This window comes from Streptomyces sp. BA2 (genome assembly GCF_009769735.1).
Lineage (GTDB): Bacteria > Actinomycetota > Actinomycetes > Streptomycetales > Streptomycetaceae > Streptomyces.
This window is the reverse complement of record NZ_WSRO01000002.1, coordinates 7,256,022-7,279,769: the sequence shown is the minus strand read 5'-3', so window position 1 is coordinate 7,279,769 and position 23,748 is coordinate 7,256,022. Positions and strand designations below refer to the sequence as shown.

Below are 23,748 nucleotides of genomic sequence, written 5' to 3'. Positions count from 1 at the left end.
GATGAGCCAGGTTTTGCGGGAGTGGCGCCGACGGTGCAATCGCCCGGTTCCAGCGCGCCCTCGGGCATGCCGCACGCCCACGCGCCAGCGGGCGCCCGCCCCCGAAGGCGAAATCGGCGTTGGAGGGCGGGCGCCGCTCTGGCATGAACTCACCGCTTTCCACGCTCCAGCCACTCATCCGCCGACCCCGACGCCGTCCGCTCCCGCAGATCGACCCGCCGGATCTTGCCGGAGATCGTCTTGGGAAGCTCCTCCGTGAACTCGATGCGCCGGATGCGCTTATACGGAGCCAGCACCGACCGGGTGTACTCGAAGATCGCCTCTGCCGTTTCCTCGCCCGGTGACCAGCCCTTCGCCAGTACGACGTACGCCTTCGGGACTGCAAGCCGCAGCGCGTCCGGCGCGGGCACCACCGCGGCCTCCACCACTGCCTCATGCTCAAGGAGCGCGCTCTCCAGCTCGAAGGGCGACACCTTGTAGTCGGAGGACTTGAAGACGTCATCACTGCGCCCCACATAGGTGAGGTACCCCTCGGCGTCGAGCGAACCGATGTCACCCGTGCGGTAGTAGCCGCCCGCCATCGCCTCTGCGGTGCGCTCCGGGTCGCCGTGGTAACCGGTCATCAGGCCGACCGGCCCTGCCGAGAGGTCCAGGGAGATTTCGCCCTCCGCCGCTCCCGGCTCGCCCGTGATCGGGTCCAGGAGCGTGACCCGGTAGCCGGGGCTGGGTCGGCCCATGGAACCGGGGATCAGGCGCTGGCCCGGGGAGTTGGCCACCTGGACCGCGGTCTCCGTCTGGCCGAAGCCGTCCCGGATCGTCACGCCCCAGGCGCGGTTCACCGCCTCGATCACCTCGGGGTTCAGCGGCTCGCCGGCCGCCACGATCTCCCGTGGCGGCGTACGCAGTTGACCCAGGTCCGCCTGGATCAACATCCGCCATACCGTCGGAGGTGCACAGAAGCTGGTGACGCCCACGCGGTCCATCTCCGCCATCAAGCGGCCCGCGTCGAAGCGCGTGTAGTTGTAGATGAACACCGTCGCCTCGGCGTTCCACGGGGCGAAGAGGTTCGACCAGGCGTGCTTGGCCCAGCCCGGCGAGGAAATGTTCAGGTGTACGTCGCCGGGCTTCAACCCGATCCAGTACATCGTCGCCAAGTGGCCCACCGGGTACGACACATGGGTGTGCTCCACCAGCTTCGGCTGCGATGTCGTGCCCGAGGTGAAGTACAGCATCAGCGGGTCGTCGGCCTCCGTGGGGCCGTCCGGCTCGAAGGCTTGCGCGGCCGATGCCGTGTCCGCATAGGACAGCCAGCCCTCGCTCGAAGAGACGGAACCTTCCCCGACCACGATCCTTGTGTACGTGCCGGGCACACCCTCGAACTTCCCTGCGTCCTCCCCACGCGTGATCACATGCCGCGCCCTGCCCCGCTCGATCCGGTCCCGCAGATCAACCGTCCCGAGCAGCGGCGTCGCCGGGATCATCACCGCGCGCAGCTTCATCGCCGCGAGCGCCGTTTCCCACAGCTCCACCTGGTTGCCGAGCATCACCAGGATCCGGTCGCCCGCCACGACGCCCTGCGCCCGCAGCCAATTGGCCACCTGGTTCGAGCGTGCAGACAACTCCGCGTAGCTGAACCGCTCTTCTCCCCCGCCCTCCTCAGCGATGTGGAGCGCCGTGCGGTCATTGCCATCGGCGATCGCGTCGAACCAGTCCAGCGCCCAGTTGAACCGCTCGAACCGGGGCCAGCTGAAACCCGCGTACGCAGCCTCGTAATCCTCACGATGCCGCAGCAGGAAGTCCCGGGCCGTGCGGAACTGTTCCGTTCCGCTGGAGCCCGTCGTGTCCATGCCCGTCGTGCCCGTGCTCGTCGTGCCCGTGCTCGTCATTGCGCTCTCCTCGTCGCCGGTTCCGATACCCGGCAGCTTTGCCGGGCTCTTCGCCGGAGTCATTGCCGGACGCTACGCAACATCGTGTAATCCGTGATGCAGGTCTCACCACCCCCGGACGGGGGTGTCGAGGAGTGGAGTGGCCCGAAGTGAAAGGGCTGGCGCGTGACGGCTGACGGAGGCGAGGCAGTCGAGATGCGGGCGGCGCTGCTGCGGCTGCGGCGCGGCGCGGGGCTGCCGGTGGCCTTCGGGGGTCTCGTCGAGGGGCAGCGGCACGTGCGGATCGGTGAGCTGACGGGCACGGGTACGCGTGCACTGTGCGGCCTAGTACGACAGCGCGGTGGCCGCGGAGGGCCTGCGCTCGGGGCGCGGCGGCGCGGGAGCCGCAGGAGGGCGCGGGCCCCGCCTGGGAGCAGGTACGCGAGGCGCACGGCGCGCTCAGGGGACTGGCCCCGCGGATCGCCGACCCGGCGCTGCGGGCCGAAATGCTGGCGGTGTGCGACCGGTTGGCCTCGGCGGCGACGACGGAGAGGCTCAGGCTGCGGCCGGAGACGGCGAAGGCTTGTCTGCGGGCGGCCATGCGGAAGTTGGGTGCGCACACGCGGCTGGAGGCGGTGGTGGCGGCGCGGAGGGCGGGGTTCCTACCCTGAGCGCGGCAGTGATTGACTGTTGAAATTGAATGGGCTCTGGAGGGGGTGATGGGCATGGTGTCCACGGACCGGTTCCTCGCTTTCGCGGCGATGTCGCTGCTGGTGATCGTGATCCCGGGGCCGAGCGTCCTGTTCGTGATCGGCCGGGCCCTTGCCCATGGCAGACGCACCGCCGTGGCGACGGCGCTCGGCAACCTCTTCGGGTCGTACGTCTTGGTCGTCGCGGTCGCGTTCGGCGTCGGATCGCTCGTCGAGCGGTCGGCCGCGGTGTTCATGGCGGTGAAGCTGGCGGGGGCCGCCTATCTGGTGTTCCTCGGCGTGCAGGCGTTCCGGCACCGCAAGGAACTGCGGGCACAGTCCATGGGGGCGAGCTCCCCCGGCGAGACGCGCACCGCTCCGCACACCGCTCCGCGCGCCAATCTGCGCTTCGATCTGCGTACGGTCATGGACGGCGCGCTCGTCGGCGTGACGAACCCGAAGGGCATCGTGTTCTTCGCGGCGGTGCTGCCCCAGTTCGCCGACCACTCGGCGGGTCATCTGCCCGCGCAGATGCTGCTCCTCGGTCTGATCCCGATCAGCATCGGTCTTGTCACCGACACCCTGTGGGGTCTTACGGCGTCCGCGGCCCGCACGTGGTTCGCGCGCTCGGAGCGGCGCCTTTCGCTGATCGGCGGGGCCGGGGGCGTCACGATGATCGGGCTCGGCGTGACGGTCGCGGCGACGGGCCGTGCGGACTGAGGCCTTCGCGCGGGCTGAGGCCTTCGCGTGGACTGAGGCCTTCGCCGTTCAGCGCTCGACGACCGTGCCGAAACGAATGTCGTACGTGGCTGTCCGGTTCATGGGGCCGCTCAGCAACCGGTCGGCTTCTTCGGTCAGTTCGTGCCGTTGCGCCTTGGTGAGGGTGCCGAACGGTTCGATGGTGAGGACTGCGGAGTCCTTGGTTTCTCCCGCGCCCTCCTCGACGCGCCACACGCCCGCCAGGAAGCCGTCGACCAGGAAGACGCTGTAGGCGAAGTTCCCCTTCCAGGAACGGCCCTTGTACTCGGCCGGCACGACCCTGCCACGGTCCGCGTGCGACAGCAGGAGGTTGTCGAACTCGGGAAGGAAGCGCGCCGGAGCCGGTGTGTCCGCGTCGGGGCGTGGCGCGTCGGGGAGGTCGAAGAGCTCGACGCCGTCCTCGTCGCGGAACGTACGCAACTGGGGCCGCAGCCGCTCGAACGCCTCCCGCAGCCGCGTCAGCCCTGCCCAGGTCTGCATGTCCTTGACGGAGGCGGGCCCGAACGCGGCGAGGTAACGCAGGACGGTGGCGTCGGGTGCGGGCACCGGCTCGCTCGGTCGGCCGAGCCAGTGCTCGACGGTGGTGAGCGCGACCTGCCCGCTGCGCCGCCACAGCCCGCGCGGGGTGACCTGGACCAGCGGCAGCGAACAGCGGGCGGCGACGGCAAGCGACTGCGGGTCGGCGTCGGGCCAGCGGGGCAGCAGGATCTCCCGCAACTGCTTCATCGTCCGTGGCTCCTCCTCGACGGCGGCGCGGGCGAGCGAGGCGAGCTCCGTGAGGTCGACGCCGGTCAGCCCCTTACGGAAGGCGTGCAGCTCACGGTCGCGCGCGGCCTGGACCAGCGGGCGCAGGGTGAGGGCGTCGTCGCCGGTGTGCAGGTGGATGGTGGAGCGCATCGTGACGATGCGTACGAGATCGCGCGCGGCGAGGAGCCCCGACAACGCCTCCGGGTCGAACCCTTCGAGCCGGGCGGCGAGTGCGTAGTAGGGCGGCTTCACGTTCTGCGCCTGGAGGCCGAGGAGGTGGGCAACGGCACCCTCGACGGAGAGGTCGGCCGAGCGGCGCAGGAGGAGCTGACGGTCGACGGTGGCGCGGTTGAGGGCGCGTGTGCCGAGTACGGGGGCGGGGCGCTGGGCCGCCTTCGCCAGGGGGCTCGTCGACTTCGGCGTAACGGGCGTACTCGGCGTCTTGGTCATGCTCCGCACGCTAGCCGGACTTGCGGACATCGACGGCCCGCAAGCGGTGGGAACGGGGCGAGGGAACGGGATGGGGGAACGGGATGGGGGCGGGATCGAGAAGCGCACCAAAAAGCGTGCCGGGAGGAGCGTCGAGATGTCGCCAAGCCCGCGCCTTTTGGGACGTATATCCTGCTTCGAAGCCATCAAGACACACGTTCGACTTCACCCGACCCCATTCGACCCCATCCGACACCGCCCGACAACGGAGGCAGCCAGCATGGCGGAGCGCCGGCCCCGGCCCGCACCGAGCGCGAAGAGGCACGGCTGGCGGCGCACCGCGCCGGCCGGGGCCTCTGCGGCCTCAGGGAACGGGGGCTCCGGAGCCCCCGAGGCCACGCCCGCGCACCCCTCCCCCGCACCGCCGGAAGCCGCGAGTGTCGTACAGGCCGCGCTCTACCGTGACGGGGTCCGCGTCGCGACTCCCTCCTCCCTCGCCGACACCTTCCGGGAGCTGCGCGAGCAACACGAGGGCATGGCGTGGATCGGCCTCGCCCGCCCCACGGAGGCCGAACTCCTCTCGCTGGCCGCCGAGTTCGACCTGCACGAGCTGGCCGTCGAGGATGCGATGGAGGCCCACCAGCGCCCGAAGCTGGAGCGCTACGGAGAGACCCTCTTCGTAGTCCTGCGCGCGGCCCGTTATCTGGACGCCCCGGAGGAGGTCGACTTCGGCGAACTGCACGTTTTCGTGGGCCCCGACTTCGTCATCACGGTGCGCCACGGCGCCGCCCCGGACCTGACCGCCGTACGCCGCCGCATGGAGGAGAGCCCCGAGCTCCTCAAGCTCGGCCCCGAGGCGGTCCTGTACGCGATCCTGGACGCGGTGGTCGACGGGTACGCCCCGGTCGTGGCCGGAGTCCAGAACGACATCGACGAGATCGAGACCGAGGTCTTCAGGGGCGACCCGGAGGTCTCCCGCCGCATCTACGAACTCTCCCGGGAAATGGTCGAGTTCCAACGGGCGACCCGCCCCCTGGTGGCCATGCTGCACTCCCTGATGGCAGGCTTCGCGAAGTACCGCACCGACGAGGAACTCCAGCGCTACCTGCGCGACGTAGCCGACCACGTCACGCACACCAGCGAACGAGTCGACGGCTTCCGCCAGGCCCTCACCGACATCCTCACGGTCAACTCCACACTCGTCACACAGCAGCAGAACGCGGAGATGCGGGCGCTGGCGGAGGCGGGGTTCGAACAGAACGAGGAGATCAAGAAGATCTCCTCGTGGGCCGCCATCCTCTTCGCCCCGACCCTCGTCGGAACGATCTACGGCATGAACTTCGACCGCATGCCGGAGCTGGATTGGAGGTTCGGATACCCCTTCGCGGTTGGCCTCATGGGGATTGTTTGCGCCAGTTTGTACGTGATTTTCAAGCGGCGGGACTGGCTCTAGTGGCGGTTATTCTCCCCAAGAAGTCAGCACGGCACAGGGCGCGCGTAGCACAAGCACTCATGGACCTCGTGGCACGCGTACGCCGCGCGTTGGGTGAACAAGCCATCCACCCAGCAGAATTGGAGCGCTGCGCCTGCGCCCTCCTGCAATCGCCTGTTGGCGCGCAGCGCGCAGCGCGTTGCCGTACGCCAGCCGACACGTCGGCCGCGACCGCCTCGACCCACTCGTTACCCTCGCCCACCTCCCAGTGCAACGCGCGCAGTAGCGGACTGGCCTGCGATGATGACGGCGTGCCAGAGCCAGGGACCACTGCCGTCGTCATTGTCTTGCCCGATGCCGCCCCGCTCCTCGATGCGGCGTGGCGTATCGACCCGGCTCTGGTGCGTCGTGGGGTGCCGGCGCACGTCTCGCTCCTCTACCCGTTCGTGCCGGAATCGGCGCTGACAGATCAGGACGAGAAGGGCGTGCGTGCCCTGGCTGCGAGTTTCCCGGCAGCTGATCTGCTCTTGGAGGAGGTCGTGACGGCGTCCGGCTTCGTCGCCGTCACCGTTCCGGGACTCCAAACGATCGTCGATGCGTTCCGCACCCAGTGGCCCGGGTTGCGCCCGTACAAGGGCCGCTTCGGGGCGCAGCCCGCCGCCCATCTCACGGTCGCTATGGGTGCGGACAACCCGACAGCTGCCGCCCATGTCCGCGCTGCGATCAGCAGCCTGCTGCCGCTGCACACCCGTGCGACGGCGGTCCAGCTGGTGGTGCTGACGGAGGAAGGCTGGCAGCCGCGGTTCACCGTGCCGCTCGGCGTCCCGGACGGGCCGTAAACACCGCCCGCCAGTCCCTCGCCCCTGGCCGCGGACACAGCCCGAGGTCGGCACCCCGTCCTCGGCCATATCCCGGGGACCAGTCGAACTGCGCACACGACCGAACAACCTGCACAGCCACACCTCGGTGCGTAGTCGTCTACTCGCCCGACGCCGAGGGCGAGGGCGAGCGCCGCGTCCGCTGCCACGGCAAGTTCCTCGGCCGCGCCCAGCGCCCCGGCGTCGGCCGTCTTTGGCTGAGGGGTGATCCCCGATCAGCGGCGGCCGGTGGCCAGGATGACGAGGAACTGGCCGCCGCCCGCCTCGATGCCGGCGGTCACCGGCACCCCCGGTAGTAGTCGGGAGAACCGGTCCACCAGCCAATCCGCCGCCTCTTGGGCGTCCTTCCTGGTCGGACAACGGCCCACCATCTCGCGGCCCCCCTTGCGCTCCAGCCTGTCGCCAACGGCGATCAGCGGCGCGGGTTCGACTACGTACAGGCGCTCCGGCCAGGCGATGACCACCTTGACCGCACCCTTGCGGCTATTGCACCCGCGGTGCGCGAGCCGCTCGGCGACCTTGGCCTTCCGATCGGCGGTCCGGCTGTCGACACTGGGCCCCCGCGGGTCGTTCACCGACTCGTCGGGGTCGACCGGTTCGTCACACACCCAGCACCGCCAGCCGTCGCGCTCAGCCACATCATCAAGGAGACTCATCCAGGCAAACTAGCCTGCCCGGCCGCCACCCGCGCACCAGGGCCCCGGTCGGCCAACAGCGCTGCGACACCAGGCTGGCTTTGTGGACGACAAGCGATTGCGGTGGGCCTCGCCGACGCCGTCGCCCTGCTCGGCCGCGTAGTCCGACCCAGCCGAGCCGGGTGCGCAATCTGCGCGCCCTCCCGGCCAAGCGCCCTCCGATACCGCGCGTAGCCGCCATGACGAGCCAGGAACCGGACTCGACCAGGGGCGACGCCTCCCAGAGCACCCTCCCTGGCCGCTTTCCGCAGGTCAGCGCCCTGCGGACGACGTCTTCAGAAAGATCTCTTCGTGGGCGGCAATTCTGTTTGCTCCTACACTCGTTGGAACTATCTACGGCATGAACTTCGACGAAATGCCGGAGCTGCAATGGGCGTCCGGTTATCCGTTCGCGATCGGCCTGATGGCAGTGGTCTGCGTGAGCCTGTACTTCATCTTCAAGCGGTGAGACTGGCTCTAGGATCAGGCAATCGCTCCTCAAGCCGCTCCCCTGCCGGCGACGAGGGTGCCGGGGAAGGCGTCGGCGACGGAGGAGCGGTATTCGACGGGCTTGTGGTCGTCGTACTTGAACTCGGCCCGCCGCACTGACCGTAGTAATATCGAATGTGGGTTGGTTCACTCTCACGTGCAACCGCCCGGAAGGGCGACTCCGGCGCGTATACGCCGGAGTCGTTGTCTCAGCTTGCAGGTCGTCGAGCGCCGCCGTATCCCCTTCCCTCATGGCATCAAGCTGGGCACGGTGCGCCTCCCGGATCTCCTCGCGGGCGTCCTGGTCCGCTGATGGCTGGTGCGGGCGGGTTTTGCGAGGCAGGCTTAGAAGTGAACCGGCTCGGACACGCCACCGGCGAAGGGAACCCGGGATGATCCAGAACGCGGACATCCGTGAGTGGCGGACCCACGATGTCGTCGACGCGGGTGGTCACAAGATCGGCACGTTGGAGGCCGTCTACGTGGACACCAGCACCGACGAGCCGGCCATGGCCACCGTCCAGGTCGGGCTGCCCACCCGCCGCCACCTGGTCTTCGTCCCGCTGACCGACGCGATCGTGGGCCCCGGCTACGTCAAGGTCGACTACGACCGGTCGCTGGTGAAGAAGTGCCCGGCGATGGGCACGGACGACGTCCTGCCCGCCGAGGACGAAGCCGCGGTCTTTGCGCACTACGGCCTGCCCTACCAGCCCGGCGCGAACGGTGAGCGGCAGCTCGCCCGCCGCTGACCGGCCCATCGAGGAGGTGCCTGAAGTCGTGACGCTCTTCCTGATCCTCGTCATCGCTGCGATGGTGCTCGGCATCATCGGCGCCGTCGCCGAAGGGCTGTTCTACCTGCTGGTCATCGGCATCGTGGTGTTCATCGCGGCCCTGGTGTACCTCGCTCTGCATCTGCGGACCTCCGGCCGGCGCCACCACCCGCTTCGTTGAAACGCGGGGCCCGAGGAAGGAGGCATTGCCCTCGGTCATGTCCCGGCAAGCACTCGCCACCGCCGTCCAGTCCCGCACGCTGTCAACCCCACGCTGCTCCAGGGCCGTTGACAGGGGTCGTTTCCAGGCGTTGACTGGCGGCACGGCGTAAGGCCTTGCCACTCCCGAACATTCGGCGACGCATTCCACCTTCCCGCTTCGCCCGGACCCCGCGGATACCAGGAACCATTCCGTGCGTCCTGGAGACCCGGCGATGATCTTGTGGATTCTCCTTATTCTGCTGATCCTGCTGATTCTGGTGATCTTCGGGGTCTTCATGCGAAGCCGCGGCGGCAGTCGCAGCGGCACCCGGCGCCAGCTTCATCCGCGGCCGCGCATGACACCCTCACGGGCCGGATCACCGAAGGCCAAGGACGCCTTCCGCCGCTGAACCCCGACGCAGGCACCAGCGCACCAGCAGGACACAACTCAAAAGGGAACAAAAGAGGTTGAGGGAAATGAAGCAGAGCAGCACGCGAGTCCCGAGCCGGAGAGAACAGCCGTGACCACCGTCGTGATCATCTCCGTGGTGGTCATCGCGGCGGGCACCCTCCTCTACTTCGGACGCACCCGGCCTCCCGGCGGTGGCAGGCGCGGCCTGAAGCGGCGATTCGGCCCCGAGTACCAGCAGTCCGTCGACCGCCACGACGGTGACGTCAAGGCAGCCGAGCAGGAACTCAGCGATCGCGTCAGGCGTCACCTTTCACTCCATGAGCAGACGCTGCCTCCCGAGGTCCGCGCACACTACGTGGCCCAATGGGCCGATTGTCAGGAGCAGTTCGTCGACGCACCGCAGAAGGCGGTCGCCGAAGCCGACGCTCTTCTCGCCCGGCTGGCAGCGGACCGGGGCTATCCCGGCGGCGACCAGTTCGACGAGCAGCTCGCCGCGCTCTCCGTCCGCCACGCCCACTACGTCGACGGCTACCGCAGCCTGCACACGGCCGCCCGCGGCCAGAGCGGCACCGAGGAGATGCGGGAAGCCATGATCGAAGCCCGCGCCCTCTTCGAGGCCTTGGTCACCGATCAGTCGGCGGACCCGCACCGGCGCCGCCCGCAATCCCCCGACGACCGCGGCCGCACGCCGTGGACACAGACCCGGCGCCACGCGAAGGGAACGGGCACAGGATGATGTACGACCAGGAACGCGCACAACAGCCCCCGGCCGAGCGGCCGAACCTCGCCGAGCGGCCGAACCTCGCCGAGCAGCACGCCTCGCAGACGCCCCGCTCCGAACCGGCTCGCACACCCGATCGGCCGGTCATCAGCGCCGACGAACCGGACCACACCCCCCGCCTCGTGCTGCTCCCCCAAAGCGATCGGGACAAGCTCACCATGCGGCTGCAACAGGCCCTCAACGCCTTCGTGGAGAGCCCGCGCCAGGCGCTTGAGGAGGCCGACGACGTCTTCGAGGAAGCCGTGTCCCAGCTGACCGCGACCCTCGCGGAGCGGCACCGTGTCCTGCGTGCGGGCTGGCGGGGCCAGGACACCGCGGCGCAGACGGAGGAACTGCGTCTCGCGCTACAGCAGTACAGGGAGACCACGGAACTGCTGCTGCGCATGTAGCGCATCCCGGTCCAGCACTCCGTCGGCAGTCAGCGGCTCGGCACGGCGAAGCGCAGGATGCGCCCCCAGGTCGAGCCGTACTGCCGCCACAACGGTCCTGTGACGTACGGGATGCCGTACTTCTCGCAGAGTTTCCGCACCCGTGGGGCGATCTCGGCATAACGATTGCTGGGCAGATCGGGGAAGGCGTGGTGCTCGATCTGGTGGCCCAGGTTTCCGCTGAGGATGTGAAAGAGCGGGCCGCCCTCGATGTTGGCCGACCCCTGGATCTGCCGGAGATACCACTGACCACGTGTCTCGTCCTCGATGTGCTCCTCGGTGAAGGTCTGGACGTCGCCGGGGAAGTGGCCGCAGAAGATGATGGTGTGCGACCAGATGTTGCGCACGGTGTTGGCGGTGAGATTGCCGATCAGGCAGGGCAGGGCGGAGGGCCCCGCGAGCAGCGGGAAGAGCACGTAGTCCTTGGCGAGTTGCCGGCCGGCCTTGGTGAGGAACCCGGTGAGGTCGGCCGCGAGGGAACGCCACGTCTTCCGGCCGGAGGCGACGGCATCGGGCTCCAGGTCGTAGAGGGCGATGCCCCACTCGAAGAGCGGCGCGAGCGCGAAGTTGTAGAGCGGCTGGGCGAGATGCCGCGGGCGCCAGCGCTGGTCGGCGCTCATCCGGAAGACGACGTAGCCGAGGTCCCGGTCGCGGTCCACGACATTGGTCCAGGTGTGATGCAGGTGATTGTGGGTGTGCTTCCACGCATCGGCGGGGGTGAGGAAGTCCCATTCCCAGGTGGTGGAGTGGATCGCCGGGTCTCCCATCCAGTCCCACTGGCCGTGCAGGATGTTGTGGCCCAGCTCCATGTTCTCCAGGATCTTGGCGACGGAGAGCATCACGGTGCCCGCTGCCCAGGCGGGCGGGAACAGCGATACGGCCAGGGCAACCCGGCCTCCCGCTTCCAGGCCGCGCTGGGCGGCGATCACCGTACGGATGTAGCGGGCGTCGTCATCGCCGCGCGCGGCGATGACTTCGGAGCGGATCCGGTCGAGCTCCTCACCGAGTTCCTTGTCGAAGCCGGACTCTGTCTCGGTGGTCGCAGTCTCGGTGGTCGCAGTCTCGGTCGTCGCGGTCTCGGTCGTCGCGCGCGGAGGGACGGTCACGGGGAACTCCTGGGGTGGTTAGGCGTCGAGGGCCAGCGGTCCGGCTGCCGCGGAGACACAGGTCTGGATCATCTGGCCGGCACGGTCGTGGACTTCGCCGGTACGCAGGTCGCGCACGAGTCCGTACGTCAGTGGCGTGAGGCAGCCGAAGCAGATGCCGCGCCGGCATCCGTACGGCATCACCGCCCCCGCCGACTCGCCCACCGCGAGAAGCGGGGTGGCCGCGCCCGCGGTGACCTCGGTACCGGTACGCGTGAACAGCACCCGGCCACCGGAAGCGGCGTCGCGACGCGGCGGCAGGACCGGAGCGAGCTGGAAGCGTTCCACATGGAGCCGCTCGTCGAGACCCGCCCGGTGCCACTGGCTCTCCACCGCGTCGAGCAGGTCGGCCGGACCGCAGGCCCAGGTCTCCCGCTCCCGCCAGTCGGGGCAGAGCCGCCCCAGATCGGCCGGGGAGAGCCTGCCGTGCGGCCGGGTGTGGTGTTCGCGGTAGTCCAGCCAGGTCAACCGCCCGCTGGCGGAGCGCAGTTCGGAACTGAAGATGCTGCCCCGGGCACTGGGCGCGCTGTGCACCAGCATGACATCGGGGCGCGGGGACCGACGGCGCATGAGTGTGCGGAGCATGCCCATGACCGGGGTGATCCCGCTGCCGGCGGTCACCAGAAGGATGCGGGGCGGGAGGGGGTCCGGAAGGACGAACTCCCCTTGCGCCGGGCCCAGTCGAAGCACCGTGCCCGGAGGAGTCCGGCGGGCCAACCGCGGGGACACTCTGCCGTCAGGCGTGACTTTGACGGTGATCGTCAGGAGCCCGTCCGCACGGCCCGGCGCCGAGGTGAGGGAGTACGTGCGCCACTGCCATACGCCGTCCATCGCGACGCCGATCGGAAGGTACTGCCCAGGGCGGTGACCCGACCAGCCCCGGCCGGGCCGGAGAGTGAGTGTCACGGCATCCGGCGTTTCCGGACTCACCGCCGTCACCCGCCCCGCCGGGAAGCGGGCGCCGAGGAGGGGGTCGATCAACCCGAGATAGTCGTCCGGGGAGTGCGGGCTGGTCAGCCAGGAGGCCACGTTCAGCAGCCTGCTGGCGAGGGCCGGTAACTCAGGCATGCACGGATTCCTCTCGTGGCGCAGCACGACGGGTGCGTGCTGCGTACGTCGAGTCGTCCCGGGCCCGGCTGAGGCCACGTAACCACGACCGCATGAACCGACGCACGGCGAGGAGGCGCATCCCGCCATGCGCGGCCTGCGGCATCTGGCGATCGGGGATCCGCGCAGCGCGATGGACTGCGCGGACATGACGGGCCGGACCGGAGGGAAATGGCCGGAAGGCAGTGCCGGTTCCACGACGCCAAGTACCCGGCCAGTTCCGCCACCCTGGGGCCGGCCTCGTGAACGTGGGCCGACCCCGTCGGCTCACTCCTTCAGGTTGTAGAAGTGGATGGGTGAGTTCGGCGTGAAACCGATACGCGGGTATACGGGGGCCCCGGCGACGGTCGCGTGCAAAGTGGCGCGGGTCAGCCCGGTGGCTCGGGCGCCCTCGTACAACGCCTTGCGCGTGACCGCCTCGCCATAACCCCTGCGCTGCCACTGCGGGTCGGTGGCGACGAAGGCGACGAAGAGGCGGCCTTGCGCTTCCACCGTCGCGGCGCACGCCACCGGAACGTCGCCTCGCATGCCCAGGTAGGCGTACATCTCACTCTTCCAGTGCGCGGATCCGACCAGGCCGTCGCGGCCTTCCTCCATGGGGAACCCGTAGGCGCGTGACTGGAGGTCCGCGTAGGCCCGCAAGTGCTCGTCGGTGCGCACCCGCACGAACGTCAGGTCGGGGTGGACCGGGTCGGGGACGGGCAGCAGGTCTCCGGCCATGCCCCTGCCGGGGAAGGCGTACTGCAGGCCGGCCTGCTCGGCCGCCTTGGCCAGCGCGGCGCGAGCCTCGTCGTCGAGGAGGTCCTCGAAGAGCCACAGGAAGCCCGGGTGCTTCTTCGCGCGCATGATGTCCGCCGCCTGGCTCAGGCGTTGTGCGACGAGATCGGCTCCTGCTCCCGCGTCGGTCAGAGTGATGCAGTTGTAGAACGAGAATCGGCAGTCGGCCCAGCGGACGGCGATGCCGGGGAGGTCGCGCACATCCGCGTCCGCGTCGCGGTCGAGCACCATGGCCCGCCAGGCCACCGTGAGCTGCTGTGCCGATTCGATGGACTCCGTGAGGCCAGTCACCGTACTCCCATGGGTTGTTGAGGAACTGCACATGCGGCACGCGGTGTCGCTGCCATCAGATGATGCCTTCGAACTGTTTGTCCTCGGTGGGGGAACTGGAGCGGGGCACGTGGTAGGAGTCGCGTCCGAAGCGCCGCCACAGGGCGGCGATGAGGAAGGCCACCACTACGGCGACGGGGGTGTAGTTGAAGGTGGTGGCGGTGATCGGGCTGCTCTGCGGCAGCAGGAACAGCACCGTGACCGCGGCCGCCCACACCACCGCCACCCAGCCGATCGGCCGGCTCCAGCGGCCCAGGTGCCAGGGCCCTGGGGTGAATCGGTCGCGGTGGATCAGTCGCAGCAGCACCGGGATGGCGTAGGCCGAGGTGAATCCCACGACCGAGATGGCGGTCACCGCCGCGAACGCCGTTGTGGAATACAAGGACGGCAGCGCGAGCACGAAAGCCACGGCGACCGCGAGCCAGACCGCGTTGGCGGGGATGGCGGTGCGGCGGCTGACCTTCTTCCAGCGTGCCGATCCGGGCAGGGCACCGTCCCGGGCGAAGGCGTAGATCATCCGGCTGGCGCTGGCGGTCACGGTGTAGCCGCACAGGAACTGGGCCACGATGATCACAAGGAGCAGGGCCTTGGCCGCCGCCATGCCCAGCGCGTCCAGAAGGATCTGCGCCACTGGTACACCGGTCGGCCCTGACAGTGTCGCGGTGTAGTCCTGGATGGCGAACAGCAGCGTCAGCAGCAGGATGCCGCCGGCGACCCAGGACACGGCCACCGAGCGGAAGACCCCGCGTGCCGCGGCGACGGAGGCATGGTTGGTCTCCTCGCTCAGGTGGGCCGAGGTGTCGTAGCCGGCCAGGGCGAAGACCGGAAGCAGCATGCCAAGGAGGATCACGTATACCGGGGCGCTCCAGCCGGTGTTGTTGGTGAACTCGGTGAAGACGAAGCCGGCCGACTGGTGGTCGGAGGGCACGAGCGCCAGGGAGCCGATGATGACGACGGCCCCTGCCAGGTGCCACCACGCGCTCACGGACGTCAGGATGTTCATCAGCCGGGTGCCGAAGAGGTTCAGGACCGCGTGCAGCGCGAGGATGACCGCGTACAGGGCAAGCAGGGAGCCCGGGGTCGGCGTGTAGCCGAATTGCAGGTTCATCCACGCGGCGGTGAACGTCGCGATGCCGTAGTCCTGGGCCGCGATTCCGCCGAGCAGGCCCAGGAGGTTGAGCCAGCCGGTGTACCAGCTCCACCGCTCGCCTCCGAGCTGGCGGGCCATGTAGTACAGGCCGCCGCTGGTGGGGTAGCGGGATGTGATCTCCGCCAGGGCCGCGGCCAGGCACAACACCAGTGGCCCGACGGCGAGCCACCCCCACGTGATCACCGCGGGGCCTCCCGAGTTCAGGCCGTAGCCGAACAGCAGCAAGGTCCCCGACATGATCGAGATGACCGACAGGGAGGCCGAGAAATTGCCGAAAGCCCCCATCCGGCGGTGCAGTTGCTGGGTGTAGCCCAGCGACTGGAGGATGCGCGCGTCCTCCCCGTCGTCGTGGACCGGGTTCGGCTGCTGGCGCGATGTTCTTGTCGACGTCATCGGTTCTCCGCACAGGAAAGCTGACATGGGGGGTGCAGGCGGGGTGGCTGCCGGACCGCCGGCGGGACGTGGCGGTGGCCGCCCGCCTGTGGGGCCGGTTCGGCGGTCATGGGTGTTCTCCCAGATGCCGTGGGTGGGATCTCAGGCAGGCGACGCGGTCCTCCTCGAATGCCTTCCGCCACTGGGCCTCCGGGTACCGGGCGTCGTACTGCCACGGGGCAGGAGTGGCGAAGTCGCCGATGGCATCGAACACTTCGGTGGCCCACTGGGCGAAGCCGCCCCTGGCCAAGGCGTATGCGAGGTAGTTCAGATCCAGCTGGGAACTGGTGGCCGGATCGCACTTCTGGAACCAGCCCTCGAATGCCTGCGTGACGGCTCGGGTGGTGTCCTCCCTGGTCCACAGGAGGTTCAGCATGACCTCGGCGCCTCTGTCGCGTCGCTCCCGGTGCTCCTGCACACGGGCGTAGAGGGGCAGCAGAAGCAGTGGCGAGTCGGGCGGCGCGAAGGAGACCGTCCAGCGGGCGAAATCCGTCGCGACCGCCTGGCGGCCCGCCGGCCCCGGGCGGGCCTGGAGCGCCTGGGTCATGCGGTGCCATGCCTCGCGGTTGAACGGATCTCGTCGGTGCACTTCCCCCAGCAGGCCCCATGGCCCACGAGGCAGCAGGTACTCATGGGGAGGCGGAGCCACGTGATGCTCCGGGTAGCGGTCTGTCACATCCGTTTCGACCAGAGCCAGGCGGCAGATCCAGGGCACCGAGTCGTCGGGATTCCCCTCGCCCGCCTTGTGACACGCCTCCCGGGCGCGGGCCACCAGATTCTCCAGGTCCCCTGCCCGCCGGTAGTCGCGCGCCCAGTTCCTTCGGTGGGCCTGCAGCACCCGTTCGGTGGCGACTCTGGCGTACATCACCCGGGCAGCGAGGCTCTCGGGTTCCTCCTTCAGCCATAACTCCACGACGTTGGCCTGAGCTGCGACAACCCCAAGGACCTGAGTGCGGGATGTCCACTGCGGCCAGTTGCCCGTCCCGGCAAGTACCTGCCGCATCTGCATCCAGTAACCCGCCTGGATGTCCTGCACTGCCGCATAGAGATCTGTGTCTCGTCCGGCCGGATTCGCGCGGCCTGCCGGGTTCGAACTCTCCATGGCAGAAGGACTCTCGGGGCAGTTGGGGCGGGGTGGCACGGTCGTGCTCCTGACAGGTACTTAAGTGCCTGGAGAGGCGCATGACCAGAGAATCCCAAGATTGTTTGGTTGCTCAGATGCAGGTTTCGGCCATGGGGCAGGCGAGCGTCGCCATCCGTGACCGGACCCGCCGGCCCCGGCACTCAGCCCTGAGCGGGAGCGGACGGACCCCTGGTGTGCGGGCGGACTGTGCAGTTCGTCCCGGTGACGGTCTTCCAGACGCGGAATCATTCGGCCAGTTCGGTGCGGTGGTCACTGGCTATGAGCGGCTGCTGCGTGAGCGTGAACGGAGCCCCACCGGGGAGCGCCTGGGGATCCCGGCAGCTCACCTGACCACTGCCCGGCGGCCCACCGTAGTCTTGGCCGACGGCAACGGCGGCCGCATCAGCTGCGGCATGAACTGATAAATCGGTCAAAGAATTGATATCTCCAGTTTCGCGAGCACCTTCACGAGCGCTTTCACGAGCGCTTTCGCGAATACGCAGCAGAAGTGCGTTCACCGCATGGCCTCGGCCACGAGCGATCCTGTGGGCCACGGCGGGCCTGGTGGCCCTCGGGTTCCTCATCGCGCTGGAGATCGCCGCGCGCCGCTACGGCGGCGTGCCGGGGCCGATCACCAATCAGGCGCGGGAGGTGCTGTTCCCGCCCAAACCGGGGCCGCTGTACGGCGGTCTGGCCTTGATGATGGTGGTGCTCACGTGGCGGCAGCGGTTCATCGCTGCCGGTGCCGCGATCGGGATCGACGTCGTCTTCGTGCTGGTGCGGTGGGCGGTCGGCGCCGAGGTGCCCGAAGGGCAGTTCTTCGGCAATGGCGCGCTGTGGGCGATGCTGGGCTGTGCGGTCGTCGCGATCACGCGCCGTACGGGCGAGGAACGCGTCCTGATGCTGAAGGGCGTTGGCCTGGGTCTGCTGCTCGTGGCCGGACGCAAGACCGGTGACACCTGGCTGCTCATCACGGCGAAGACCCGCCCGACCGTGCTCGACCCGTACGTGGCGACCGCCGATCACGCCCTGGGCAACCCGTCATGGCTGGCCGGCCGGATGCTGGAGGCCAGCGGCCCGCTCGTCCCCCATGTCATCGACCTGGTCTACGCCCAGCTCGCGGTGGCCGCGGTCGTCGCCGCCCTCTACCAGCTGCGCAACGTGGCGACCGAGCGCCGCTTCCCGCGCCACCACCTGGTGCGTACCTTCCTGGTGATCGGCCTCCTCGGCCCCGCCGTCTACATGATCTTCCCGGTGGTCGGGCCGGTCTTCGCCTACGGCCCTGGCACCTCCGGAACCGGCGGCGTGCAGTGGGCCGTGGCCAATCTGTGGCCGCACACGCCGCCGCCGATCGGCGTCCCGCACCCGGTGCCGTACGACGGTCTCACCCCCCGCAACTGCATGCCCAGTCTGCACACCGCGTGGGCCACCGCGATCTTCATCCACTCCCGCAAGGGCCCGCGCCTTCTGCGCTACGCGGGGACCTTCTGGCTGGTCGCCACGCTCAGCGCGACGCTCGGCTTCGGCTACCACTACGGCGTGGATCTCGTCGCCGGCGTGGTGTTCGCGCTCACGGTCGAGGGGGCTCTGCGCGCGTACGACCGTGGCTGGGACCGGTCGGGAATCCAGCTGGTCGCTTACGGCACAGCGGTCTTCGGCGCGCTCTTGGTGATGTATCGCTTTCTGCCGATGGAGATGGCCAGGCATCCGTGGGTGTTCGGTCCCCTTGTCATGCTGTCGATGGTCTCGGTGATCTACGGCTACGTACGGACCAACAGAGCCTGGGAACCGACGGCCGCGCCGACCCTCCGGCCGCCGGAACCCCAGCCCGAAATGGTGTGAGTCAGGTCAGCGGGCGGTCGTGGCGCAGGTCGGCGAAGAGCCGGGCCGACTTCTCTGGGTCCCACTTCAGTACGTTGCCCTTGGAGGTGGGGACGCCGAAGCCGGACACGGGTACGTTGATCCGCTTGCCCTGTCCGCCCGAGACGCTCTGCACGGCGCGGAACATGTTGCTGAGATCGCGCAGGCTCATGTCCTTGTCGACGATGAGCGTTTCGAGCCCGGCCTGCATGGCCGGGCCGATCTCCGTCGGGTCGAAGAGGGTGCCGGGCCGGGCGGCCTGGTGGGCGAGGGTCGAAAGGAACTTCTGCTGGTTCTTCGACCGGCCCAGGTCGCCCTCCTTCTCCTGGTGCCGCTGGCGGACGAAGGCGAGCGCCTGCTTGCCGTCCAGGGTGTGACAGCCCTTGCGCAGGTCGGCGCCCGACTTCTTGTCCTTGATGTCGCGGTCGAGGCACATCCGTACGCCGCCGATGGCGTCGACGATGTTCACGAACCCCGCGAAGCCGATCTCCGCGTAGTGGTCGATGCGCAGGCCGGTGTTCCGCTCGACGGTGTGGACCAGGAGTTCGGGGCCGCCGTAGGCGAACGCGGCGTTCAGTTTGTCGCCCTCGGGCCGCTTCGTCTTGCCCGTCAACGTGTCGAGGCGGCCGGGCACGGTGACCCAGGAGTCGCGCGGCAGGCTGACCATGCTGGTTCCGTTGGCCCCGGTGTGCAGCAGCATCATCGAGTCGGTGCGCCGCCCGCCGCCCCCGCCCGCGCGCAGATCCTTCACGGCGTCCGGCGAGAGCCCGTCGCGGCTGTCCGAGCCCACGATGAGGTAGTTGGTGCCCTCGCCGGGTGGCGGGCGGTCCCCGTACGCGCCGAGGTCGACGTCACGCTGGAGCCGGGTCTCGGCCCAGCCGTACGTGCCGCCCGCCGCGACGACCACGCCGGTGAGGAGGACGAGGACCGCCCGCCGCAGCCGCCTGCGCTTCTTCTTCGCCTGACGGGCGTGGGCGCGCCGAGGTCCGTAGCGGGAGCTCGGGCGGTCGGTGAACCGCTCGGCCTGCTCGCGCGCGGCGGAGTCGTCCGGGATCACGTCTGTCATGGTCAACTCCCTTGCAGACTGCGCCGCGTCTCTTCGGACGGGGCTTCGAGCAGATACGGGTCGGCGGTGCCGGTGCGCTTCATGCTGTGCCACTTCAGGCGGGTGCCGAGCAGCGCCGTGATCACGGAGTGGATGACCACGAGGTACATCAACTGCCGGTACACGAACTGCTGGAGCGGCAGCACCCACAGCACGCGCAGCCGTTCGCGGTCGAGCCGCAGCGCGTACGCGGCGGTCACCAACTGGACGGCGAGGAAACCGAACCAGACGAGGCCGGCCTCCACGGGATCGCGGAACAGCACCCCGAACAGGGCGAACATGTCCACGACCGGTGCGCACAGCGGAAGCACGATCTGGAACAGCGTCACGTAGAGCATCACGCGCCGGCCGAAGCGTCCGGCGGGTCCTACCTCCGTCGCCGCGTGCCGGTGCTTCCACATCGACTGGAGGGTGCCGTAGCACCAGCGGTAGCGTTGACGCCACAACTGGCGCACGGTGCTCGGCACTTCGGTCCACGCGACCGCCGACTGCTCGTAGACGACGCGCCAGCCGGCCCGCCAGAGCGCCATCGTGAGGTCGGTGTCCTCGGCCAGGGTCTCGTCGCTGACGCCTCCGACGCCCATCAGCGCGTCCCTGCGGAACGCTCCGATCGCCCCCGGCACCGTAGGCATGCACTCCAGGACCTCGAACATCCGCCGGTCGAGGTTGAAGCCGAGTACGTACTCCAGGTGCTGCCATTTGCCGAGCAGGCGGCGCCGGTTGCCGACCTTGGTGTTGCCGCTGACCGCGCCGACCGCCGGGTGGGCGAGCGGCTGGACGAGACGGGCGAGCGCCTCCGGTTCGAAGATGGTGTCGGCGTCGACCATCACGACGATGTCGTGACGGGCGTGCGCCAGGCCGGTGTTGAGGGCGCTCGGCTTGCCGCCGTTGGGCTGCCGGATCACCGTCACCCGCGGGTCGTCGATGTCCTCGGCGATGTCGGCGGTGGCGTCCGTCGAGCCGTCGTCGATCACGATGACCTGGAAGTGCGGGTGGGTCGAGGCGAGCAGCGAGTACACGGTGGAGGCGATACCTGCCTCCTCGTTGTACGCGGGCACCAGGACCGTCACCGGGTCCCGCACCTCGCGAAGGCGTGGCGCGCCGGGCCGGTACCGGTGCAGCCTGCGCACGTGGAGCCGGGCGAACAGCGCGAACAGGAGCATCCGCAGGACGCCGAGCACGCCCGTGAGGGTCAGCGTCCACACCATCACGGTGAGGAAGGCGTGGCCGAGGCGCTGCGACCAGATCAGGCCCTCGCCCTCGATCTCCTGGGCGACCGGGACCGCTTGGGTGAAGGAGGGACGGCCGAGGCCGCCGCTGACGGTGGTGAACCACTTCACCCTGCGGTCACGCAGCAACTCCTCGGCCTCGCGGTAGCCGAGGTCGGTCTGGCTGTGCTGCGTCACGAGGCCGCGCCACGGCTTGCGGGCCTTGTAGTCCGATGCGACCACCAGGTACCCCTGTTCCGCCGCGCGCTTCGCGGCCGGCCACTGCGGGCCGCAGAGCGTGTCCGCGGCCGTGGTGTGCGGCAGCCGCAGCAGGGTGGTGTTGACGCCGGCCGCACCCGCGAGAGCGGTCTGGGTGAGCGAGAGTTCGAGACGCGCGCGCAGCGGTGAGGCGACACCGAAGTCGCCGCCGCTGTAGGTGTACGAGCCGATCTCGTGGCCCTCGCGCACGATCCGCCGCGTCAGTTCGGGGTGCCGGGCCGCGTCCTTCCCGTAGACGAAGAAGGTCGCCCGTGCGTGGTGTCTGCGCAGCAGGTCGAGCAGGCGCGGTGTCCACACCGGGTCGGGCCCGCCGTCGAAGGTGAGCGCGACGGTCCCCGGCGGCATGCCCGCGGTGGCGACCCCCTTCGGGCCGAACCGCAGCAGCGGCTTCCCGTCGTCCGCCTCGCGCGGGATCGGCCGGGTGCACGGCGGCTTGGTGCGCGCGGCGTCGACCTGGTGGGTCGTCCAGCCCTCGAAGAGGAGGGCGACGGCGACCACCAGGAGCACAAGGAGGAGCACGAGCCAGTGTCCGCGCGGCGGCCGGCGGACAGCGGTGGCGCGGGGGCTCACTTCTCCGGGCCTCCGGCCGGCGGGGCGGATCTGCCGGTCGGCGGGCGGCGGTGGTCGTCCCGGTCCGCGCGGGCCCCGGCTCGGGCGGGTGCGCCAGGGGCTTCCGGGGCCTTCCTGGCGTCCGGGTGGGCAGGGGCGGCCGGTGCGTTCATACTCGGCGGCTGCGTGCCGACGGGCTGCCAGAGCCCGCTGATCAAGGTGCCGACGAACAGCAGATACCCGGCGCAGGCGCAGCCCACGGTGAGCGCGAGGCCTTGCAGCGTCCGCCTCCGCCAGCCCGACTCGTCGATGAATACGGGGATTTGGGGCGCGGCAGCGGGGGGATGCCGCGCGGCAGGGTTCTGCCTCGTCGTGACAGCGTCTTGCCGCACCGGGTGCCCGAGCGCGCCCGGCGGGCACGGGGACACGGACGGCAATCGCCCGTCGTGCGGTGTGCTGGCTATGTGGGGGATGCCCTGCACTGGTGCTCCTGATCTGCGGCCGCGCACGCGCGACTCTTTATGTGTGGGGGGTTACGGGCCCGGGGGCCCGCTGTACTGCTCGCGAGACGTCAGGCGGCGGCCGCCGGCCGTCACGCAGCCCCCGACCCTACTCGGACACCCGTGTGGCACGGCAACAGGCCGCCCGGGAACGGCAGTCGTCCGAAGGGCCGCCCGGTGTGCCGCCTGCCGGGGCCTGAACCGGCAGTTGGGGATGCGCCACGTGGGTACCGGGGCTCCCATGGGCGACATTCTCGTGGGTACCTGCTCGTGGACCGATCCGGCGCTCGTCCGCAGCGGGTGGTACCCGAAGGGGCAGCGCGACGCGGCAGGGCGGCTGCGGTACTACGCCGAGCGGTTTCCCGTCGTCGAGGTCGACTCGACGTACTACGCGCTGCCCGGCGAACGCAACAGCCGGTTGTGGGCCGAGCGGACACCCGAAGGCTTCACGTTCGACGTGAAGGCGTTCTCGATGCTCACCGGACACCCCACGCGCCCGGCCGCGCTGCCCGGTGATCTGCGGGACGGCGCCCGGGACCCGGGCGTTCTGGACGAGGTGTGGGCACGTTTCGCCGCGGGGATCGAACCGCTGCGACAAGCCGGACGGCTCGGCAGTGTGCTGTTCCAGTTCCCGCCGTGGCTACGGCCCGGGGAGCGGGCCGATGAGGTGCTCGCGCTGACCGCTCGGCGGACCCAGGGGTGGCCGCTCGCCGTGGAGTTCCGGCACCCCGACTGGTGGCGTGCGGATCAGGCCGAGGCCACCCGCGCCCTGCTGGCCGGTCACGGCATGGCGGCAGTCGGCGTCGACATGAACCGGACGCTGCCGTCCTCTCTGCCTCCCGGCGCACCGGTCACCTCGCCCCGGCTGGCCGTCGTACGCTTCCACGGCCGCAGTGACGCGTGGGGGCGGGGAAGCAAGGAGGACCGCTTCCGGTACGCGTACGCCGACCATGAACTCGCCGAATGGCTGCCCCGGTTGCGCACGCTCGCCGAGCGGACCGAGCAGGTCCACGTCCTGTTCAACAACTGCTGCGCGGACGCCGCCGTACGTGCCGCCGAGGCCATGACGCGGCTGCTCGGTCCGGCCGGCTCCCCGCACGTGTACGGACGCGGCAGTGGGGATACCCGGCCGGGGCGGTGAAGCCCCGCCGGTTCGGTCCGGGAAGGTTCTGTCCGGGAAGGTTCGTTCCGGGAGGGTTCGCCGTTCGCATCGAGCCGCACAACCGACCACGGAAGGGACGGAGTTATGGCACACCAGGCTGAAACCGGCGACGTCACCGGCACCGCGGACAAGAACTACAACTTGTTCTGGTACGTCGAGGCGTGCCTCAGCAACGCACTGCGCCTGGAAAGGTATATCCAGGACGCGGAGCGCGAGAAGGACACCGAGGTCGCGGACCTTTTCCGCAAGGCACAGGCGGACAGCCGCAAGGGTGCCGAACTGGGCAAGCGCCTGCTGCGCAGCCGACTCGACGACTGACCCGCCGCGTTGCGATCGTATGGGCCCCTCACCATGGCCCATACGCGCCCGCGAGGCCCCCAGGCGAGCGATGCGCCTGGGGGCCTCGCCTGCCGGGCCTGTCCGCGCTCCACGGGAGCGTGACATTCTCCGTTCACCTCTCGGACCGC

23 protein-coding genes and 2 pseudogenes are annotated in these 23,748 nt (G+C 69.6%); 13 read left to right on the top strand and 12 right to left on the bottom strand.

Annotated elements, in window-relative coordinates; genetic code table 11:
- Positions 1–149: 149 nt before the first annotated feature.
- The gene (locus tag E5671_RS35440; RefSeq protein ID WP_160510611.1) at positions 150–1,847 is read right to left on the bottom strand and encodes an AMP-binding protein; all 1,698 of its coding nucleotides are present in this window, start codon (positions 1,845–1,847) and stop codon (positions 150–152) included.
- A 234-nt stretch (positions 1,848–2,081) separates the two neighbouring features.
- On the opposite strand from E5671_RS35440, the pseudogene E5671_RS35435 reads away from it, so the two are divergent.
- Positions 2,082–2,536 (top strand): annotated as a pseudogene (locus E5671_RS35435) (hypothetical protein).
- Positions 2,537–2,590: 54 nt separating this feature from the next.
- Complete coding sequence (locus E5671_RS35430) at positions 2,591–3,274, top strand: LysE family translocator (RefSeq protein ID WP_160507929.1); 684 nt, start codon at positions 2,591–2,593, stop codon at positions 3,272–3,274.
- A 48-nt stretch (positions 3,275–3,322) separates the two neighbouring features.
- On the opposite strand, the gene E5671_RS35425 is transcribed toward E5671_RS35430, so the two are convergent.
- The gene (locus tag E5671_RS35425) at positions 3,323–4,510 is read right to left on the bottom strand and encodes a winged helix DNA-binding domain-containing protein (RefSeq protein ID WP_237330301.1); all 1,188 of its coding nucleotides are present in this window, start codon (positions 4,508–4,510) and stop codon (positions 3,323–3,325) included.
- Positions 4,511–4,769: 259 nt separating this feature from the next.
- On the opposite strand from E5671_RS35425, the gene E5671_RS35420 reads away from it, so the two are divergent.
- Positions 4,770–5,942 carry a magnesium and cobalt transport protein CorA gene (locus tag E5671_RS35420; RefSeq protein WP_160507927.1) on the top strand — a complete coding sequence of 391 codons (1,173 nt, stop codon included), beginning with the start codon at positions 4,770–4,772 and terminating at the stop codon, positions 5,940–5,942.
- Between the two features lie 290 nt (positions 5,943–6,232).
- Positions 6,233–6,760, top strand: coding sequence for a 2'-5' RNA ligase family protein (locus tag E5671_RS46580; protein WP_336605934.1), 528 nt, complete (start codon positions 6,233–6,235; stop codon positions 6,758–6,760).
- Between the two features lie 254 nt (positions 6,761–7,014).
- Here E5671_RS46580 and E5671_RS35410 read toward each other — a convergent pair whose 3' ends face one another.
- Positions 7,015–7,455, bottom strand: a complete 441-nt coding sequence (locus E5671_RS35410; RefSeq protein WP_135331090.1) for a hypothetical protein — start codon at positions 7,453–7,455, stop codon at positions 7,015–7,017.
- A 316-nt stretch (positions 7,456–7,771) separates the two neighbouring features.
- On the opposite strand from E5671_RS35410, the pseudogene E5671_RS35405 reads away from it, so the two are divergent.
- The 6 genes and pseudogenes from E5671_RS35405 to E5671_RS35385 form a co-directional block, all read left to right on the top strand.
- Positions 7,772–7,942: pseudogene (locus E5671_RS35405) on the top strand (CorA family divalent cation transporter); the annotation flags it as partial.
- 412 nt (positions 7,943–8,354) lie between these two features.
- Positions 8,355–8,711 (top strand): PRC-barrel domain-containing protein, encoded by a 357-nt coding sequence (locus E5671_RS35400; protein ID WP_160507925.1) that lies wholly within the window; start codon positions 8,355–8,357, stop codon positions 8,709–8,711.
- A 28-nt stretch (positions 8,712–8,739) separates the two neighbouring features.
- Entirely contained in the window at positions 8,740–8,913 is a 174-nt protein-coding gene (locus E5671_RS45570) for a hypothetical protein (protein WP_237330992.1), read from the top strand.
- Between the two features lie 232 nt (positions 8,914–9,145).
- Positions 9,146–9,343: a hypothetical protein gene (locus E5671_RS35395; RefSeq protein ID WP_237330300.1), complete on the top strand. Its 198-nt coding sequence runs from the start codon at positions 9,146–9,148 to the stop codon at positions 9,341–9,343.
- Positions 9,344–9,454: 111 nt separating this feature from the next.
- Positions 9,455–10,081, top strand: coding sequence for a hypothetical protein (locus E5671_RS35390; protein WP_237330299.1), 627 nt, complete (start codon positions 9,455–9,457; stop codon positions 10,079–10,081).
- A complete protein-coding gene (locus E5671_RS35385) occupies positions 10,078–10,515 on the top strand; it encodes a hypothetical protein (RefSeq protein ID WP_160507923.1) in 438 nt (145 codons plus the stop codon). The genes E5671_RS35390 and E5671_RS35385 overlap by 4 nt, the downstream gene beginning before the upstream one ends.
- A gap of 29 nt (positions 10,516–10,544) precedes the next feature.
- On the opposite strand, the gene E5671_RS35380 is transcribed toward E5671_RS35385, so the two are convergent.
- From E5671_RS35380 to E5671_RS45565, 6 genes are all read right to left on the bottom strand, one after another.
- The gene (locus E5671_RS35380) at positions 10,545–11,660 is read right to left on the bottom strand and encodes a fatty acid desaturase (protein WP_160507922.1); all 1,116 of its coding nucleotides are present in this window, start codon (positions 11,658–11,660) and stop codon (positions 10,545–10,547) included.
- Positions 11,661–11,678: 18 nt separating this feature from the next.
- Positions 11,679–12,767 (bottom strand): ferredoxin reductase, encoded by a 1,089-nt coding sequence (locus E5671_RS35375; protein WP_160507921.1) that lies wholly within the window; start codon positions 12,765–12,767, stop codon positions 11,679–11,681.
- Positions 12,768–13,073: 306 nt separating this feature from the next.
- Positions 13,074–13,874, bottom strand: a complete 801-nt coding sequence (locus E5671_RS35370; RefSeq protein WP_336605933.1) for a GNAT family N-acetyltransferase — start codon at positions 13,872–13,874, stop codon at positions 13,074–13,076.
- A 55-nt stretch (positions 13,875–13,929) separates the two neighbouring features.
- Positions 13,930–15,456 (bottom strand): amino acid permease, encoded by a 1,527-nt coding sequence (locus E5671_RS35365; RefSeq protein WP_160507919.1) that lies wholly within the window; start codon positions 15,454–15,456, stop codon positions 13,930–13,932.
- A 106-nt stretch (positions 15,457–15,562) separates the two neighbouring features.
- Positions 15,563–16,531, bottom strand: a complete 969-nt coding sequence (locus E5671_RS35360) for a hypothetical protein (RefSeq protein ID WP_336605932.1) — start codon at positions 16,529–16,531, stop codon at positions 15,563–15,565.
- A 332-nt stretch (positions 16,532–16,863) separates the two neighbouring features.
- Positions 16,864–17,136, bottom strand: coding sequence for a hypothetical protein (locus tag E5671_RS45565; RefSeq protein ID WP_202122793.1), 273 nt, complete (start codon positions 17,134–17,136; stop codon positions 16,864–16,866).
- 22 nt (positions 17,137–17,158) lie between these two features.
- Here E5671_RS45565 and E5671_RS35355 point away from each other — a divergent pair, with 22 nt between their 5' ends.
- The gene (locus E5671_RS35355; RefSeq protein ID WP_160510609.1) at positions 17,159–18,460 is read left to right on the top strand and encodes a DUF5933 domain-containing protein; all 1,302 of its coding nucleotides are present in this window, start codon (positions 17,159–17,161) and stop codon (positions 18,458–18,460) included.
- 1 nt (position 18,461) lies between these two features.
- On the opposite strand, the gene E5671_RS35350 is transcribed toward E5671_RS35355, so the two are convergent.
- Genes E5671_RS35350 through E5671_RS35340 form a run of 3 tightly spaced genes read right to left on the bottom strand, consistent with a single transcriptional unit; the run spans position 18,462 to position 22,101 of the window.
- Positions 18,462–19,544 carry an LCP family protein gene (locus tag E5671_RS35350; RefSeq protein ID WP_160507917.1) on the bottom strand — a complete coding sequence of 361 codons (1,083 nt, stop codon included), beginning with the start codon at positions 19,542–19,544 and terminating at the stop codon, positions 18,462–18,464.
- Positions 19,545–19,546: 2 nt separating this feature from the next.
- A complete protein-coding gene (locus E5671_RS35345; RefSeq protein ID WP_160507916.1) occupies positions 19,547–21,640 on the bottom strand; it encodes a glycosyltransferase in 2,094 nt (697 codons plus the stop codon).
- Entirely contained in the window at positions 21,637–22,101 is a 465-nt protein-coding gene (locus E5671_RS35340) for a hypothetical protein (RefSeq protein WP_160507915.1), read from the bottom strand. Before E5671_RS35340 ends, E5671_RS35345 begins: the two co-directional genes overlap by 4 nt.
- A gap of 259 nt (positions 22,102–22,360) precedes the next feature.
- Between E5671_RS35340 and E5671_RS35335 the strand changes: the two genes are divergently transcribed.
- Entirely contained in the window at positions 22,361–23,260 is a 900-nt protein-coding gene (locus E5671_RS35335) for a DUF72 domain-containing protein (RefSeq protein WP_160507914.1), read from the top strand.
- A 105-nt stretch (positions 23,261–23,365) separates the two neighbouring features.
- Positions 23,366–23,599 (top strand): hypothetical protein, encoded by a 234-nt coding sequence (locus E5671_RS35330; RefSeq protein ID WP_160507913.1) that lies wholly within the window; start codon positions 23,366–23,368, stop codon positions 23,597–23,599.
- The last annotated feature ends 149 nt before the right edge of the window (positions 23,600–23,748 follow it).

Bases quoted from the DNA above. Each gene is read 5' to 3' on its own strand.
- E5671_RS35440 (WP_160510611.1), bottom strand. From the start codon at position 1,847: ATGGACACGACGGGCTCCAGCGGAACGGAACAGTTCCGCACGGCCCGG.
- E5671_RS35430 (WP_160507929.1), top strand. From the start codon at position 2,591: ATGGTGTCCACGGACCGGTTCCTCGCTTTCGCGGCGATGTCGCTGCTG.
- E5671_RS35425 (WP_237330301.1), bottom strand. From the start codon at position 4,510: ATGACCAAGACGCCGAGTACGCCCGTTACGCCGAAGTCGACGAGCCCC.
- E5671_RS35420 (WP_160507927.1), top strand. From the start codon at position 4,770: ATGGCGGAGCGCCGGCCCCGGCCCGCACCGAGCGCGAAGAGGCACGGC.
- E5671_RS35410 (WP_135331090.1), bottom strand. From the start codon at position 7,455: ATGAGTCTCCTTGATGATGTGGCTGAGCGCGACGGCTGGCGGTGCTGG.
- E5671_RS35400 (WP_160507925.1), top strand. From the start codon at position 8,355: ATGATCCAGAACGCGGACATCCGTGAGTGGCGGACCCACGATGTCGTC.
- E5671_RS35385 (WP_160507923.1), top strand. From the start codon at position 10,078: ATGATGTACGACCAGGAACGCGCACAACAGCCCCCGGCCGAGCGGCCG.
- E5671_RS35375 (WP_160507921.1), bottom strand. From the start codon at position 12,767: ATGCCTGAGTTACCGGCCCTCGCCAGCAGGCTGCTGAACGTGGCCTCC.
- E5671_RS35365 (WP_160507919.1), bottom strand. From the start codon at position 15,456: ATGACGTCGACAAGAACATCGCGCCAGCAGCCGAACCCGGTCCACGAC.
- E5671_RS35350 (WP_160507917.1), bottom strand. From the start codon at position 19,544: ATGACAGACGTGATCCCGGACGACTCCGCCGCGCGCGAGCAGGCCGAG.
- E5671_RS35335 (WP_160507914.1), top strand. From the start codon at position 22,361: ATGGGCGACATTCTCGTGGGTACCTGCTCGTGGACCGATCCGGCGCTC.
- E5671_RS35330 (WP_160507913.1), top strand. From the start codon at position 23,366: ATGGCACACCAGGCTGAAACCGGCGACGTCACCGGCACCGCGGACAAG.